A 13,886-nucleotide genomic window follows, 5' to 3' on the forward strand; every position below is an offset into this window, starting at 1 on the left:
GAGGGTATGAACGTGTCGAGCAAAAGTCCCATTCATCCCGGCGCGGTGGCCTGGACCGGCGAGAATCCCGGAATCTATCTGAAGGACACCCAGGACGGTCCGTGGACCGGGCTGATGTGCTTCTTCCGCATCTTCTACTCCGCGCACGGCATGGGCAGCGGCATCGTGGTCCTGGACAAACCCGATCTTGCGAAAGGCCGTCCCGATGCCGACAATTTCTGCATCAGCGACAACGAGCCGCTCGCCAGATATCTGGTTGCGGAGTTCTTCTCGAAATTCGCCTCATTCCGAGTGTCGCCCGGCATAGGCGCGCTGACATACCTGCCGATGATCGAGTGCCGCCGCGAAGGCAGCACACTGTCGAGCTATTCGGAAATCGTGCGAGCCGCCGACCTCGAGGTGGTCGCGACCTGGTCGAAGCTCGGCGCACCCTATGCAGTGGACATGCCCGCTGAAAACGGCCCGACCAAGCTCCACCAGATGTACAGCCTGTTCCTCGACGCCGGCGAAGGCTCGGTGACCATCAACGGTCGTCCACTGGCCGGCAAGGTGGTGCAGCGGGATTTCGCAGGAACTCGCAAGAGCACTGCGTTCCTGGCGTTCTCGGAATCCTGGATGCAAGTTTAACACGCGGAGGAGGGACGATGTCCGACGCCTTGCAGTTTCTCATTAGTGGACTGGTGGTGGGCAGCATCTACGGGCTGATCGGCGTCGGTTTCACCTGCATCTACAACGTCACCGGAATCGTCAACTTCGCGCAGGGCGATTTCGCGATGGTGGGGGCGATGAGCGCGATTGCGCTGAACGCAGCCGGCGCGCCGCTGTGGCTCGCCATCCTGCTTGCTATCTTGATTACCAGCGCCGTGGCGGTCCTGATCGAACGCACTGCCATCCAGCCGGTCCGCGGCGACGTCATGCGCGGCATCATCGTTACCATCGGGGTCGGAGTGGTGCTGCAAGGTCTCGCCGCGATCGTCTGGGGTACCGATGCGCAGCCGATGCCGGCGTTCTCGGGCGAGAAGTTGATCCACCTTCTCGGCGCGACCGTGATGCCGCAGTCGCTATGGGTGATCGGGGTCGGCATACTGGCGATGGGAGGTCTCGACCTGCTGTTTCGTCGCACCTATCTCGGCCAGATGTTTCGGGCCTGCGCGATGAATCCGTTCGCAGCGCGGCTGGTCGGCATGAAGGTCGAGACGATGAGCCTGGTTGGCTTCGTCATGTCGGGCGCGCTGGGTGCGATCGCCGGCATCGTCGTCGCGCCCATCGCGCTGACGCAATACGACAGCGGCCTGCAACTGGGAATCAAGGGCTTCGTGGCCTGCATCGTCGGCGGCTTCGGCGGCCCGGTCGGCGCCGCCGTGGGCGGCCTGGTGCTCGGTGTGCTGGAGGCGTTCTCCGCAGGCTACGTGTCCTCTGGATACAAGAACGCGATCGCCTTCGCGCTTCTGCTCGGCTTCCTGCTGTTCCGTCCCGGCGGGCTGCTCGGCGACTACGATCGGGTGCGCGCATGATGCGGTGGCGCGTCCTCGCCCTGGCTGGCGCCCTCCTGGCTTGCTCCGCGACGGGCAACGGCTACGTCATCAGCCTGCTGGTGGTGATCGGGCTGCAGGCGCTGCCCGCGATCGGTCTCGCGCTGATCGCCGGCTTCACCGGTCAGATCTCGCTCGGTCACGCCGCCTTCTACGGTCTCGGAGCCTATGGCGCTGCGCTCATCGGCCGATGGCTCGGTGTTCCCGGTTGGATCGATATTGCGCTGTCGACTGCGATGGTGGCGCTGGTGGCCTGGGCGATCGGATGGCTCGTGTTTCGTCTCAAGGGCCACTACCTTGCGATGGCGACGCTGGCGTTCGGCATCATCGTGCAGATTTGCTTCACCGAAATGCATGGTGTCACCGGCGGTCAGGACGGGCTGACGGGCATTCCGCCGCTGAGCCTGTTCGGACTCTCCTTGCGCAGCGATATCGCCATGCTCGCGGTGGTCTGGCTGACGGCGATCGCGGCGATCCTGGCCGGACAAAATCTCGTGACCTCGCCGACCGGTCTCGCCATGCGGGCGATCGCCGAAAACGAAGCCACGGCCCGGTCGGTCGGCAACGATGTCCAGTCGATCAAGCGGCTGATCATGATGGTAAGCGGCGTGTTCTGCGCGCTCGGCGGCGGGCTCTACGCGCACTACATCGGCTATCTCAGTCCCGGCCCGTTCGACGTCGGTTTCTCCATCAAGCTGTTGCTGATGGTGGCGATCGGTGGTTTCGCCGACGTCTGGGGCGTGGTGCTCGGCGTCGTCTTCATCACCTTGATCGGCGAGGTGCTGAAGCCGCTTGGTGCCTATGACATCGTGGCTTACGGGGCGCTGCTGGTCGTCAGCGTGATCTACTGCCCGAATGGACTGTTGCGCGGCATCGCCGCGCTCGCCGCGCGTGCCCGGCGGATGGCAACCGCGGGGAGCATGCAATGACGGCTCCGCTACTCTCGGTCAGGTCCGCGTCGGTGAGTTTCGGCGCCTTTCGCGCGCTCACCGATGTCAGCTTCGACGTCGATGCCGGCGAACTGGTCGCGCTGATCGGCCCGAACGGCGCCGGCAAGACCACGCTGCTCAACGTCCTCTCCGGAGAGATCGCTCCGCAGACCGGTTCGGTGCAATTCGACGGCGAGACCATCACGGGCGAGGCGCCGCACGACATCGTCGCGCGCGGATTGGCGCGGACGTTCCAGGCAGCCGAGCCGTTCCAGAATCTGTCGGTGCGCGAGAACGTGATGGTCGGCGGCGTCGCGCGGCATCGCATGGGTCTGTTGTCCTCGATGATCGGTCGCGGGACGGCGGTGCTCGACCACGGGCGGCTGCGGCGGGAGGGCGACGAACATCTCGCGGCGGTCGGATTGGCAGACCTCGCCGATCAACCCGCGTCGATACTGACCGCCGGCCAGCGGCGGCTCCTCAGCATCGCGCGCGTGCTGGCCTCGGGAGCGCGCATGCTCGTGCTCGACGAACCCGGGGCCGGACTGAACGATCGCGAAAAGCGCGCACTCGGCGACATCATCCTGTCACTCTCGCGCGCAGGCAAGACCATCCTGTTCATCGACCACGACATGCCGCTGGTGAGCCGGCTGGCACGCCGGATCCTGGTGCTCGACCAGGGCTGCATCATCGCGGACGGCGAGCCGGCGGACGTGCGGCGAAATCCCCGCGTGCTCGATGCCTATCTCGGGCGCCGCGACGTCGCCCAGGAGGCGCCGAAGGTGATCCGGGCCGTCACATCACCGCTGCTGGAGATCGGCAGTCTCGGCGTCAACTATGGCGGGCTTCTGGCGCTGGATCGCGTCTCGCTCGGGGTGGGCCGCGGAGAAATCGTTGCGCTGGTCGGCGCCAATGGCGCAGGAAAGAGCAGCTTGCTGCGGGCGATCGCGGGGGTGGAGCCCTGCAGCGCAGAGAAACTGACGTTCGATCAGAGCGACTTGCGCGGCACGACGGCGGATCGGCGCGTGGCGAGCGGCATCAGCCTGGTGCCGGAGGGGCGTGCGTTGTTTCGCTCGCTCACGGTGCTGCAAAACCTCGCGGCTGGGCGCTACGCGTTGCGGCGGGCGCGGGGCTTCCATCACGTCATCTGGCGCAACTCGGCCGAGCGAAGCGCTTTCGATCAGCGCCTCGAAACCGTGTATCAGCTCTTCCCGGTGTTGCGGGAACGCGCGGACCAACTCGCGGGCACGCTCAGTGGCGGGCAGCAGCAGATGGTGGCGATCGGTCTCGCCCTGATGGGCGAGCCGAAATTGCTGATGCTGGACGAGCCGTCGCTTGGCCTGGCGCCGCAAGTCCTCACCGAAATTCTGCGCTGCGTCGAACGGTTGCGCGACCAGGGGCTGACGATTCTGCTGGTAGAGCAGAACGTGTCCGCCGCCTTGTCGATCGCCGACCGCGGCTATGTGCTCGCAGGCGGGCGGGTCATCGCGGAGGGCGCGGGTCGGACGCTGCTTCAGGACCGCGGCCTCACCGAGGCTTATCTCGGGTCGGGCGAGGTCGAGGCGGACGGCGCCGGGCCGGGCCGTAACGTCGTCGCCATCAACGGAGGCTGAATTGTCCAATCCTTCCTCCACAATGATGGAACGCCGGGTCGAGACCGGCCTTCACGCTGCCGATCGCGCGGCGCTGGCGCGGATGCATGCGGTGCGGCCGGTCTGGCGAGGCGTCGCGGCGGCGCGGGACGTCATGGCGCTTCCGGACCGCACCATCCTCCATGCCGGCCCTCCGGTCCGGCTCGATGCGATCGCTGCGCCAATCGTCAACAGCGCCGTGATGGCGATCCTGTTCGAGCGCTGGGCGGCGGACGAGGGGGCGGCCCGGGCGATGCTGATGCGGGGGGAGGTGCGGCTGGCGCCCGCCCAGGATTTCGACGCGATGGTGCCGCTCGCCGCGGTGCTCTCGCCCGGCATGGCCGTGCAGATCGTGGCCGATGCCGCCGACGCGACCAACGTCTCGTTCAGTCCCCTGAACGGTGGAATGACGCTGGCACAACGGCTGGGTTTGTGCAGCCGCGAAGTGCTGACGCATCTGCGGTGGATGAACGGAAATCTTGCCGCGACCCTCGAGATCATCGCCGACCGCGACATCCCGCTGATCGAGATTGCCGACCGCGCGTTGATGGAGGGCGACGATTGCCATTCGCGCACGTCGGCGGCGACGCGTCGTCTGATCGAAGAGCTTGCACCGCGGCTCGGCGGCGACACGCCGGAGCGCCGCTTTCTCGACCGTGCCTCGGCCTTCTTCCTCAATCTCTGGATGGCGGCAATGAAGTGCATTGCCAAGGCAGGAGCAGGAGAGGGTAGCAGCATCGTCACTGCGCTCGGCGGCAACGGGGTCGATTGCGGCGTCAAGCTCGGCGGCAGCGGCCGGCGCTGGTTCGTCGCCGCGGCGGAACCGCCCGAAGGCAATCTGCTGCCGGGATTTCAGAGCGGCGATCGCCTCGGCGCGATCGGAGACAGCGCGCTGGTCGACGCCATGGGCTTCGGCGCGATGACCGCGCGGTCGCTCCCGGGAGACGGCGGCCCCGCGGCGGAAGCAGCCAAGCTGCTACCCGCGGCTCATCCCGGCTTCGCGCGAAGCGCGATCAGGGTCGGGACCGTCGCGCGGGCCCTCGTGTCCGGCGGCATGCCGCTCGAGGTGGTCCTCGGCATTCTCGATCGCAAGGGACACAACGGCCGCATCGGCGGCGGAATCTACCGGCCGCCCCGGGATCCGTTCGCCGCCGCGGTCGCTTCGATCGCACCCACGACTTTCCAAACCCAGGGGATCTGATGATGACGACCAAGGCCATGCTGGCTGCGCTGATACTCATGACGTCCGCCGTCGGCGCGCAGGCGGAAGACACGATCAAGATCGGCGGATTGCTCGAGACCTCCGGACCGCTGGCCTCGCTCGGTCAGCCCGGACTCGAGGGTGCGATGCTCGCAATCGAGCAGATCAACGCCAAGGGCGGCGTCGCCGGCAAGAAGCTCGAACTCGACAACGTCAACACCGAGGGCGACAACACCAAGACGGTGACCGCCGCCAAGCGGCTGGTCGAGCAGAGCGGCGTGGTCGCTCTCGTCGGGCCGATGAACAGCGGCTCGTCCTACGCGATCATCGACACCGTCCAGAATGCCGCAACGCCGATGATTTCGAACGGGGGCTCGCGTGGCATCGTCCTGCCCGCGCAGGACAAGAAATGGCTGTTCCTGTCGCCGCTCACCGACGTGCTGGTGCAGAGCGTCATGATGACGGACATGCAGAAGCGCGGCGCCAAAAAGATCGCGCTGCTGTATGCAGACTCGCCGTTCGGTACCAGCGGCCGCGACCAGCTCGTGAAGAATGCAGGCTCGTTCGGACTGACGCTCGTCGCCCAGGAATCCTACGCCAACGCCGACAAGGACATGACGCCGCAGCTCACCAAGATCCGCAGCGCGCAGCCGGATGCGGTGGTGATCTGGGCGACCGGGCCGGGCCAGGCGATCGCGGCGAAGAACTACCGTCAGCTCGGCCTGACCGCGCCGTTGTACATGTCCCACGCCGCCAACGACTTCAATTTCCTCCGGCTGGCCGGCGGCTCGGCCGACGACGTGCTGATCCCCTCGTCGAAGATCTACGTGATCGATTCCCTCAAGGACTCCGATCCACAGAAGGCCGCGCTGCGGCGCTTCGTGACCGACTACCAGAACAAGTACGGCAAGCCGCCCGCGACGTTCGCGGGGAATGCCTATGACGCCGTCAACATGATCGCTGCGGCGATCGGAAAGGCCGGCACCGATCGCGCCGGAATTCGGGACGCCATCGAGGGTCTGAAGGACTATGTCGGTGTGACCGCGGTGTATTCCTACGGCCCCGACGATCATTTCGGCGCAAAGGCCGACAGCGTCGTGATGCTGACCGTGAAGGACGGCAAGTTCACCCTGGCGCAGTGACCGCCGCTGGCCACAGGAGCAAGCCATGCCGACCCTTTTCCTCAGCTTTGCGGATGGCGACTGCGTGCGCATCGAGGCGAAGCCCAGTGAGACGGTTCTCGCTGCGGCGCGCCGCGCCGGTATCCCGCTGAGCTCGGACTGCGAGGTCGGCGATTGCCAGACCTGCCGCGCGACGTGTCTCGGCGGCGATCTCGGCTACGAAGACGGCACGTCTGTGTCGCTGTCGCAGGACGAGATCGACGCCGGCGAGATGCTGCCCTGCGTGGCCAGCGCCTGCACCGACGTGCGGATCAAGCTGCCCTATGAGCGCGGCAAGCTGATCCCGGCGAAGCCATTCGCGATGAAGCTCGAGAGCATCGAACGGCTGAGCGCCTCTGTGGTCCGAGTCGTTGCGCGAACCCTCGGACTTTCACCGATCCCGTTTCTGCCGGGCCAGTACGTCAATCTGCAGGTGCCGGGCACGACGTACTGGCGCTCCTATTCCATGGCCAATTCGCCCGGCGACGATCGTACTTTCGAGTTCCTCGTTCGCCTGCTCGATGACGGGGAGATGTCACGCTATCTGACAGAGCGCGCCGCGGCAGGCGACGTTGTTCAGTGCCGCGGCCCGCAGGGCGTTTTCTATCTGAGATCCGGCGAACGACCGGTGCTGATGGTGGCGGGCGGAACGGGCGTGGCGCCGATGATGTCCATGCTCCGGCAAATCACGGCGCCCGGCGAGGGCCGCGAGGTCACGCTTTGCTTCGGCGTGAATTCTGCCGATGATCTGTTCTTCGTGGAGGAGCTGAACGCGCTCGCCAGGGCAATTCCGCAACTGGACGTGCGGATAGCGGTCGCTCATGGGCCGAGCCCGACGGGTATCAGCCAGGGACTGGTCACCGACCTGATCGGGGGGCGATCTCTTTCAGGGCACGATGTCTATCTGTGCGGTCCGCCGGCAATGGCCGACAGCGCGCGCCGCATGGCGATCGGGCTGGGTGCAGCTCCCGACAACATCATCGCAGAAAGGTTCGTGGCGGCAGTGGCAGCGGCTTGAACCGGCAACGAGGCGAAAGCCAAACCGGCGTCCGGCTCCCCGCTCTTACAGGCCCGGAGTTACCCCGAAGCGGCCGAGGCCGGGTAGTTTGAGCGCCGGGCGCCGGATGTCGATGCCGAGCACGGCACCGAAGAAATTGATCTCCAGGCCTTCGACCCAGCCGATCGAGAAGCCAACGTATCCGGCAAGCGAAGCATAGATGCCTGTGCCGGACGCCGTTACGCCGAACCATTTACCGGTATACGGGAAGTCCTTGCCGATCGCGGTCGGCGGCAGGACCGCCCGAAGCTCAGGGACGGAGTCGAGTGCGGCCTGCACGAAGGTGTTCGAATTGGGCCCAGGCCAGACGCTGTAATCTCCATAGGATCGAAACTTGTAGTTTTCGATCACATCTCTGATTTTCGGGATCAGGGCCTCCGCGCGCTCTCCATCTACAGCCACAATGGTTTCCGGCGCGGCGCCAAACCACCGCCCGTCCGGAGCGAAGCCGTTGGTGCGGATCGGCTCGCCCCACGCCGTGTAGTCATACCGGGTGTAGGTCGCCGCATCCTTCTCTTTTACGACGATCCAGGTGTGAATTGCGAAGATGCTGCGCCATCTCACCGTTCTCGCCCCGAATACCCGTACGACGGCTTCGCGATGATCGGCCGCGGCGGTCAGAAGCCCCGCGCTCGACCGATCGGCCGTTTGCCAATTCTGGCGGCCATCGCCCAGCCAGAAATATCTCGCCGCTGATGCGGTAAGCGGTGCGACCACGAGGAACAGAAGGATGAGCAAGGGCTTCTTCAAGGGAGCAGTACGGCAGGGGCTTCGACAGACCATATAGTTCGCATGAATGCCGCCGCCATAGCTGCTCCCATCGGTTCCCAACGCGCTTCTCGCCAGAGCCGGACGGGCAGCCGAGATCAAGTCGTTGTTCCGCAACCGCACCAATTGGAGCGCGCCCATGGACATGAAGGAAGCCGCGGCAATGACAGAATCCTCCGGGCTGACGGACGATCAGGGCGGCATAGAGCAGGCTTCGAGCCCGCGGCCGGTTTCCGGAGAGCAAAGAGGGGCTGCCAGCCCGCAGCCCCACGCGCCCCGGTCGGACTCCGCAAAGCGATGGGCCGACCAGTTGCGCGAGGTGACAGTGAAGGCGCCTTTAAGGTCTTTGCTTGTCGCTTTCCTGGCCGGAGCATGGATCGCCCGCCGCCGATAGGGGCTGTAGCTTGCGCGTTTCATCGCGAGGAACCCGATTCGGAGCTGGCTGGCAGATGGAGGGAGAGGATAAATGAGGCTTCCGGCGGCGGTCGTGACCATTCTTCTGGGCACCATTTCGTTCTCCATGGCGCAAAGCTCGGGAGGCTCTTCAGGCGGCTCTTCATCCGGCGGCGGCGCGGGCGCGGCTGGTTCGAGCGGCGCGGGTGGCTCGACGCTCTCGAATGGGACGACGCTCAGCGGAACTGGCGGTTCGCCAGGCCCCAACACGCTCAATGCAAAAAATCGGGGAGTGACGGGCGCGAAACTCGGTGCAACCCCTTCTGATCAGGAAGGTGGCGGATCTCGACCGACTTACAACACGCCGGCCGCCAACGCTGCCATCCAGCAGCTTGGAAACACCAATACGGGCATCCTCAAGAAGTGACGATCGTCAAGACCGGGCGGCGGTTCGACCACCAACAGGTGGGTCATCGGGGGTCTATAATCCCGAAAGCTCCGGTTTGAACGACGGTATTGCGGCCGGGTGGTGCGCTGGTCCCGGGCTTCCCCTGGAAGCCCGTATGGCCTATGACGCTGCAACGCAAAAATCCCCCCAAAAGACCTCATGATCCGCCTCGACAACGTCAGCAAGCAAGCCGGCCACCAGATCCTGTTCATCGAAGCTTCCGCCGCCCTGAACAAGGGCGAGAAGATCGGCCTCGTCGGGCCGAACGGCGCCGGCAAGACCACATTGTTCCGGATGATCGCCGGCGAGGAGCTGCCCGACGAGGGGCAGGTCTCGACCGATCGCGGCATCACCATCGGCTATTTCAACCAGGACGTCGGCGAGATGAGCGGCCGCAGCGCGGTGGCCGAGGTGATGGATGGCGCCGGCCCCGTCAGCGAGGTTGCGGCCGAGCTGCGCGAGCTCGAGGCCGCGATGGCCGATCCCGACAAGGCCGACCAGATGGACGAGATCATCGCGCGCTACGGCGAGGTGCAGCATCGTTTCGAGGAGTTGGACGGCTATGCGCTCGATGGCCGTGCGCGCGAAGCGCTGTCCGGCCTCGGCTTCAGCCAGGAGATGATGGACGGCGACGTCGGAAAACTCTCTGGCGGCTGGAAGATGCGCGTGGCGCTGGCCCGTATTCTCCTGATGCGTCCCGACGTGATGCTGCTCGACGAGCCGAGCAACCATCTCGATCTCGAAAGCCTGATCTGGCTGGAAAAATTCCTGCACGATTACGAAGGCACGCTGCTGATGACCTCGCACGACCGCGAGTTCATCAACCGCGTCATCTCCAAGGTGATCGAGATCGATTCCGGCTCGCTCACAACCTATACCGGCGATTACGAATTCTACGAGCAGCAGCGGGCGCAGAACGAGAAGCAGCAGCAGGCCCAGTTCGAGCGCCAGCAGGCGATGCTCGCCAAGGAGATCAAGTTCATCGAGCGCTTCAAGGCGCGCGCATCTCATGCCGCGCAGGTGCAGAGCCGGGTGAAGAAGCTCGACAAGATCGAACGGGTCGAGCCGCCGCGCCGCCGCCAGAGCGTGGCGTTCGACTTTTTGCCGGCGCCGCGCTCGGGCGAGGACGTCGTGGCGCTCAAGAACGTGCACAAGGGCTATGGCAGCAAGCGCATCTATGACGGCCTCGACTTCATGATCCGCCGCAGGGAGCGCTGGTGCGTCATGGGTGTCAACGGCGCCGGCAAGTCGACGCTGCTCAAGCTGGTCGCGGGCGCGAGCGAGCCGGACCAGGGCACGGTGGCGCTCGGGGGCAGCGTCAAGATGGGCTATTTCGCCCAGCACGCGATGGACCTGCTCGACGGCGAGCAGACGGTGTTTGAGTCACTCGAATATGCGTTTCCGACCGCCGGGCAGGGCTCCTTGCGCGCGCTCGCCGGCTGCTTCGGCTTCTCCGGCGACGACGTCGAGAAGCGCTGCCGCGTGCTGTCCGGCGGCGAGAAGGCGCGCCTCGTGATGGCCAAGATGCTGTTCGATCCGCCGAACTTCCTGGTGCTGGACGAGCCGACCAACCATCTCGACCTCGCCACCAAGGAGATGCTGATCAATGCGCTGTCGGATTTCGAGGGCACCATGCTGTTCGTCTCGCATGACCGGCATTTTTTGGCGACGCTATCGAACCGGGTGCTGGAGCTGACGCCTGATGGCATCCACCAATATGGCGGCGGCTACACGGAATATGTCGCGCGCACCGGGCAGGAAGCGCCGGGATTGCGGAGCTAGCATTCCGCTGCGCGGCTTGACGCGTTGACGCCTCCCGCTACGCTCTCTCAAAAAAGGGAGCGAACAACGATGAAGCAAATCCGGATCGGCGACATCACCATCGATGCGGTGATCGAGCGGGAGGGGCCGTGGCGGCGGCCGCAGGATTTTTTCCCGGCTTATGACGAGGCCGTGTTCGCCCGCCACCTGCCGACGATGGAGCCGGAGGTGTTCGACGCCGCGCGCGGCATGATGGTGATCACCTATCAGACCTTCGTGGTGCGCACGCCGCGCTACACGATTCTGGTGGACACCTGCACCGGCGAGGAGAAAGGACATCCGGCGCCCTTCGATTTTCCCGGCAAGGAGCGTTGGCGCAACGAGCTGTTCGCGCTCGGCATTGGCTTCGACCAGATCGACTACGTCTTCTGTACGCATCTTCACATCGACCACACCGGTTGGAATACAACGTTGCGCGACGGCCGCTGGGTGCCGACGTTTCCGAACGCGAAATACGTCTTCCACAAGGACGAGTACGCGGCCTGGGAGGCCGAGCAATGCCAGGGGCAACAATCCGCCGGGCACGGTCTTCCGCGACAATTGCCTGCCGATTGTCGAAGCCGGGCAGGCGCTGCTGGTCGATGACGACTACGCGCTCGACGACACAGTCACGCTGACGCCGACGCCGGGGCATTCGCCCTGCCATTGCTGCGTGAACATCTTTTCGAAGGGGCAGCGTGCGGTGGTCGCGGGCGATCTCATGCATCACCAGATCCAGTGCCGCGAGCCGGACTGGTCGGCCAAGCCCGATTGGGATGAGAGGCAGTCGGCGATCTCTCGGCGAAAATTCTTTGCTTCGGTTGCGGATACCGACACGTTGATCCTGCCGGTGCATTTTCCGACGCCGACGGTGGGGTGGATCAGGCCGCTGGATGGGGCGTTCGATTACCGCTTCAAGCGGGAGTGACTCTTTCCGTCATGGCCGGGCTTGTCCTGGCCATCCACGTACTTTGCCGCACGGAAACAAGAACGTGGATGCCCGGGACAAGCCCGGGCATGACGCGTTCGTGGAGCAATCGCTCGCTGAAGAAGCAGCGGATTCGCAGCGCCTTACGCGCCGGTCTCGCACTTCTTCATGAAGCTGTTCTTGGCGGCGCCGGCGAGCGGCTTGCCATCGGCGCTGACCGCCTTGGGTGCGCAGGCGTCCGCCTTGCACTTCTTCAGGAACGAGGTCTTGGCGGCGCCGGCCAGCGGCTTGCCGTCCTTGCCGATCGCTTTGCTCTCGCAGGTTTCCTGCGCGAAGGCAGAGCCCGCCGCAAAGGTGGCAACGATCGCCGCCAGGAATATCCGCTTCATCATGGGTGTCTCCCTAAACCAGAAATGGCGGCCGGATTGGAGCCGGGAATCATGGCGCAATCAAGCAGGATGAGCGGACGTCGTCCGGTCGACGTACCGATTTTTCGAGCGCGGTCGGCGGCCGTCCATCCTTGTTGCACTGCTCGCTGACCCCGCCGCGCGATCCTGCTAGCTTCGATCAGCTTAGCTGGATGGAGCATCGTCATGGACGCCACGATCCCGAAGGACGGAGAATCTGCCGATCGGCATTCCCATCTGGTTCGGCCCCAGGACATGGACTGGCAGAAGACTCGCTTTCCGGGGTGCGAGGCCAAGACGCTGCTGTTCGATCGCCGCACGGGCCTGATGACCGCCCTGATGCGCTTTGCACCGGGATCGGTGCTGCCGGACCACGAGCATGTCGGCATTGAGCAGAGCTGGGTGATCGAAGGCGCGCTCGTCGACAAGGAGGGCCCGGCCGAGGGCATCGCATGCAAGGCCGGCGAATTCATCTGGCGCGAGGCGGGCAGCCGCCACGCCGCCTGGTGTCCGGACGGCGCCTTGATCCTCGCGATCTTCCAGGTGCCGAACAAGTTCTTCGAAGCCGACGGCCGCGTCGTCGACGCCGCCGGTCAGGACTGGGACGAGACCTGGGGGCATACCGGCGCGCAACGGGCATCTCGCGGCTAGTACCTCCTCAGGCGCCTCGCGCGAGCAAGGCCTTGAAGTCGGCGCGTGCGCGCTGCGCCTCGGCGCGCGCGACCTCGGAGGCGTCGCCCATGCCGAAATAGCCGTGGATCAGACCGGGGCCCTCGTGGTGCTTGACGCGGACTCCGGCCGCCTCGAGCGCCCGCGCGTAGGCCGCACCCTCGTCGCGCAGGGGATCGAACCAGGCCGTGGTCACGATTGCAGGTGCCAGCCCGGCAAGCGATGCGGCGCGCAGCGGCGAGGCACGCCAGTCGGTCGCGTGAGCGGGATCGGCGAGATAGTGGCCGCAAAACCATTCCATCGTGGCGCGCGTGAGGAAGTAGCCGTCCGCGTTCTCCGTGCGTGAGGGATAGCGCGCGTTCTCGCGCGCATCGGCGTAAGCGCCGAGAACGTCGGTCACGGGATAGACCAGCAATTGCGCGGCGAGCTTGATGCCGGCATCGCGGCAGGCGATCGCGGTGGTGGCTGCGAGATTGCCGCCGGCGCTGTCGCCGGCAACGCCGAGGCGCCTTGCATCGCCGCCAAATTCCGCGACGCGGTTGAAGACGTCGCCGACTGCAGCGAAGGCGTCCTCGAAGGCGCCGGGAAAGCGCGTCTCGGGCGGGCGGCGATAGTCGACGGACACCACGACCGCGCCGGTCTCGATCGCAAGGTTGCGCGCCTGCCGGTCGTGGGTCTCGAGGTCGCCCGCGACCCAGCCGCCGCCATGGAAGAACACCACGGTCGGTGCCGGCGTAGTGCCGACCCGATAGACGCGTGCATCGAGCGGCCCGGCGCCGCCTTTCACCTTGATGTCCCGCACGGTATCGACGGGCGGGGGCGGTATAGCCGCGCGCGAGGCAGCCAGTGCGCGCAAGGAATCGCGGGCGCTCTGTGGCGTCATCGTGGCGGGATCGCGCATCGGCATGAGCGGAATGATCTGGGCGATGACGGGATCGAGCGGCGCGGCCATTTGAGTCCTCA

13 protein-coding genes and 1 pseudogene are annotated in these 13,886 nt (G+C 65.5%); 11 read left to right on the plus strand and 3 right to left on the minus strand.

Annotation, left to right across the window (positions count from 1 at the left end):
- Positions 1–12 precede the first annotated feature (12 nt).
- The 7 genes from ABIF91_RS35780 to ABIF91_RS35810 are packed head-to-tail and all read left to right on the plus strand — an operon-like array spanning position 13 to position 7,471.
- On the plus strand, positions 13–627 hold the full coding sequence (locus ABIF91_RS35780) for a hypothetical protein (protein ID WP_028180765.1): 615 nt from the start codon (positions 13–15) through the stop codon (positions 625–627).
- A 17-nt stretch (positions 628–644) separates the two neighbouring features.
- Positions 645–1,514: a branched-chain amino acid ABC transporter permease gene (locus ABIF91_RS35785; RefSeq protein ID WP_028180764.1), complete on the plus strand. Its 870-nt coding sequence runs from the start codon at positions 645–647 to the stop codon at positions 1,512–1,514.
- Positions 1,511–2,461: a branched-chain amino acid ABC transporter permease gene (locus tag ABIF91_RS35790; protein WP_063709763.1), complete on the plus strand. Its 951-nt coding sequence runs from the start codon at positions 1,511–1,513 to the stop codon at positions 2,459–2,461. Before ABIF91_RS35785 ends, ABIF91_RS35790 begins: the two co-directional genes overlap by 4 nt.
- Positions 2,458–4,074 carry an ATP-binding cassette domain-containing protein gene (locus tag ABIF91_RS35795; RefSeq protein WP_424579671.1) on the plus strand — a complete coding sequence of 539 codons (1,617 nt, stop codon included), beginning with the start codon at positions 2,458–2,460 and terminating at the stop codon, positions 4,072–4,074. The genes ABIF91_RS35790 and ABIF91_RS35795 overlap by 4 nt, the downstream gene beginning before the upstream one ends.
- A gap of 25 nt (positions 4,075–4,099) precedes the next feature.
- Complete coding sequence (locus ABIF91_RS35800; protein WP_035672658.1) at positions 4,100–5,293, plus strand: DUF1116 domain-containing protein; 1,194 nt, start codon at positions 4,100–4,102, stop codon at positions 5,291–5,293.
- Entirely contained in the window at positions 5,293–6,435 is a 1,143-nt protein-coding gene (locus ABIF91_RS35805; protein ID WP_050994875.1) for an ABC transporter substrate-binding protein, read from the plus strand. The genes ABIF91_RS35800 and ABIF91_RS35805 overlap by 1 nt, the downstream gene beginning before the upstream one ends.
- 25 nt (positions 6,436–6,460) lie before the next feature.
- Positions 6,461–7,471, plus strand: coding sequence for an FAD-binding oxidoreductase (locus ABIF91_RS35810; protein ID WP_028180760.1), 1,011 nt, complete (start codon positions 6,461–6,463; stop codon positions 7,469–7,471).
- 45 nt (positions 7,472–7,516) lie between these two features.
- On the opposite strand, the gene ABIF91_RS35815 is transcribed toward ABIF91_RS35810, so the two are convergent.
- On the minus strand, positions 7,517–8,293 hold the full coding sequence (locus tag ABIF91_RS35815) for a DUF3750 domain-containing protein (RefSeq protein WP_407059923.1): 777 nt from the start codon (positions 8,291–8,293) through the stop codon (positions 7,517–7,519).
- Positions 8,294–8,765: 472 nt separating this feature from the next.
- Between ABIF91_RS35815 and ABIF91_RS35820 the strand changes: the two genes are divergently transcribed.
- The 3 genes and pseudogenes from ABIF91_RS35820 (at position 8,766) to ABIF91_RS35830 (ending at position 11,847) form a co-directional block, all read left to right on the plus strand.
- Positions 8,766–9,098, plus strand: coding sequence for a hypothetical protein (locus ABIF91_RS35820; RefSeq protein WP_157785735.1), 333 nt, complete (start codon positions 8,766–8,768; stop codon positions 9,096–9,098).
- A 180-nt stretch (positions 9,099–9,278) separates the two neighbouring features.
- Entirely contained in the window at positions 9,279–10,901 is a 1,623-nt protein-coding gene (locus tag ABIF91_RS35825) for an ABC-F family ATP-binding cassette domain-containing protein (RefSeq protein WP_028180757.1), read from the plus strand.
- Positions 10,902–10,970: 69 nt separating this feature from the next.
- Positions 10,971–11,847, plus strand: a pseudogene (locus ABIF91_RS35830) (MBL fold metallo-hydrolase).
- 143 nt (positions 11,848–11,990) lie between these two features.
- Here the strand turns inward: ABIF91_RS35830 and ABIF91_RS35835 are convergent.
- The gene (locus ABIF91_RS35835) at positions 11,991–12,239 is read right to left on the minus strand and encodes a hypothetical protein (RefSeq protein ID WP_035672623.1); all 249 of its coding nucleotides are present in this window, start codon (positions 12,237–12,239) and stop codon (positions 11,991–11,993) included.
- Between the two features lie 201 nt (positions 12,240–12,440).
- Here ABIF91_RS35835 and ABIF91_RS35840 point away from each other — a divergent pair, with 201 nt between their 5' ends.
- Positions 12,441–12,905 carry a cupin domain-containing protein gene (locus tag ABIF91_RS35840; RefSeq protein ID WP_028180755.1) on the plus strand — a complete coding sequence of 155 codons (465 nt, stop codon included), beginning with the start codon at positions 12,441–12,443 and terminating at the stop codon, positions 12,903–12,905.
- Between the two features lie 7 nt (positions 12,906–12,912).
- Here the strand turns inward: ABIF91_RS35840 and ABIF91_RS35845 are convergent, their stop codons facing one another.
- Complete coding sequence (locus ABIF91_RS35845) at positions 12,913–13,875, minus strand: alpha/beta hydrolase (RefSeq protein WP_028180754.1); 963 nt, start codon at positions 13,873–13,875, stop codon at positions 12,913–12,915.
- Between the last annotated feature and the right edge of the window lie 11 nt (positions 13,876–13,886).

Origin of the sequence: Bradyrhizobium sp. USDA 241, assembly GCF_049739505.1 — a bacterium.
Taxonomy (GTDB): domain Bacteria; phylum Pseudomonadota; class Alphaproteobacteria; order Rhizobiales; family Xanthobacteraceae; genus Bradyrhizobium; species Bradyrhizobium liaoningense.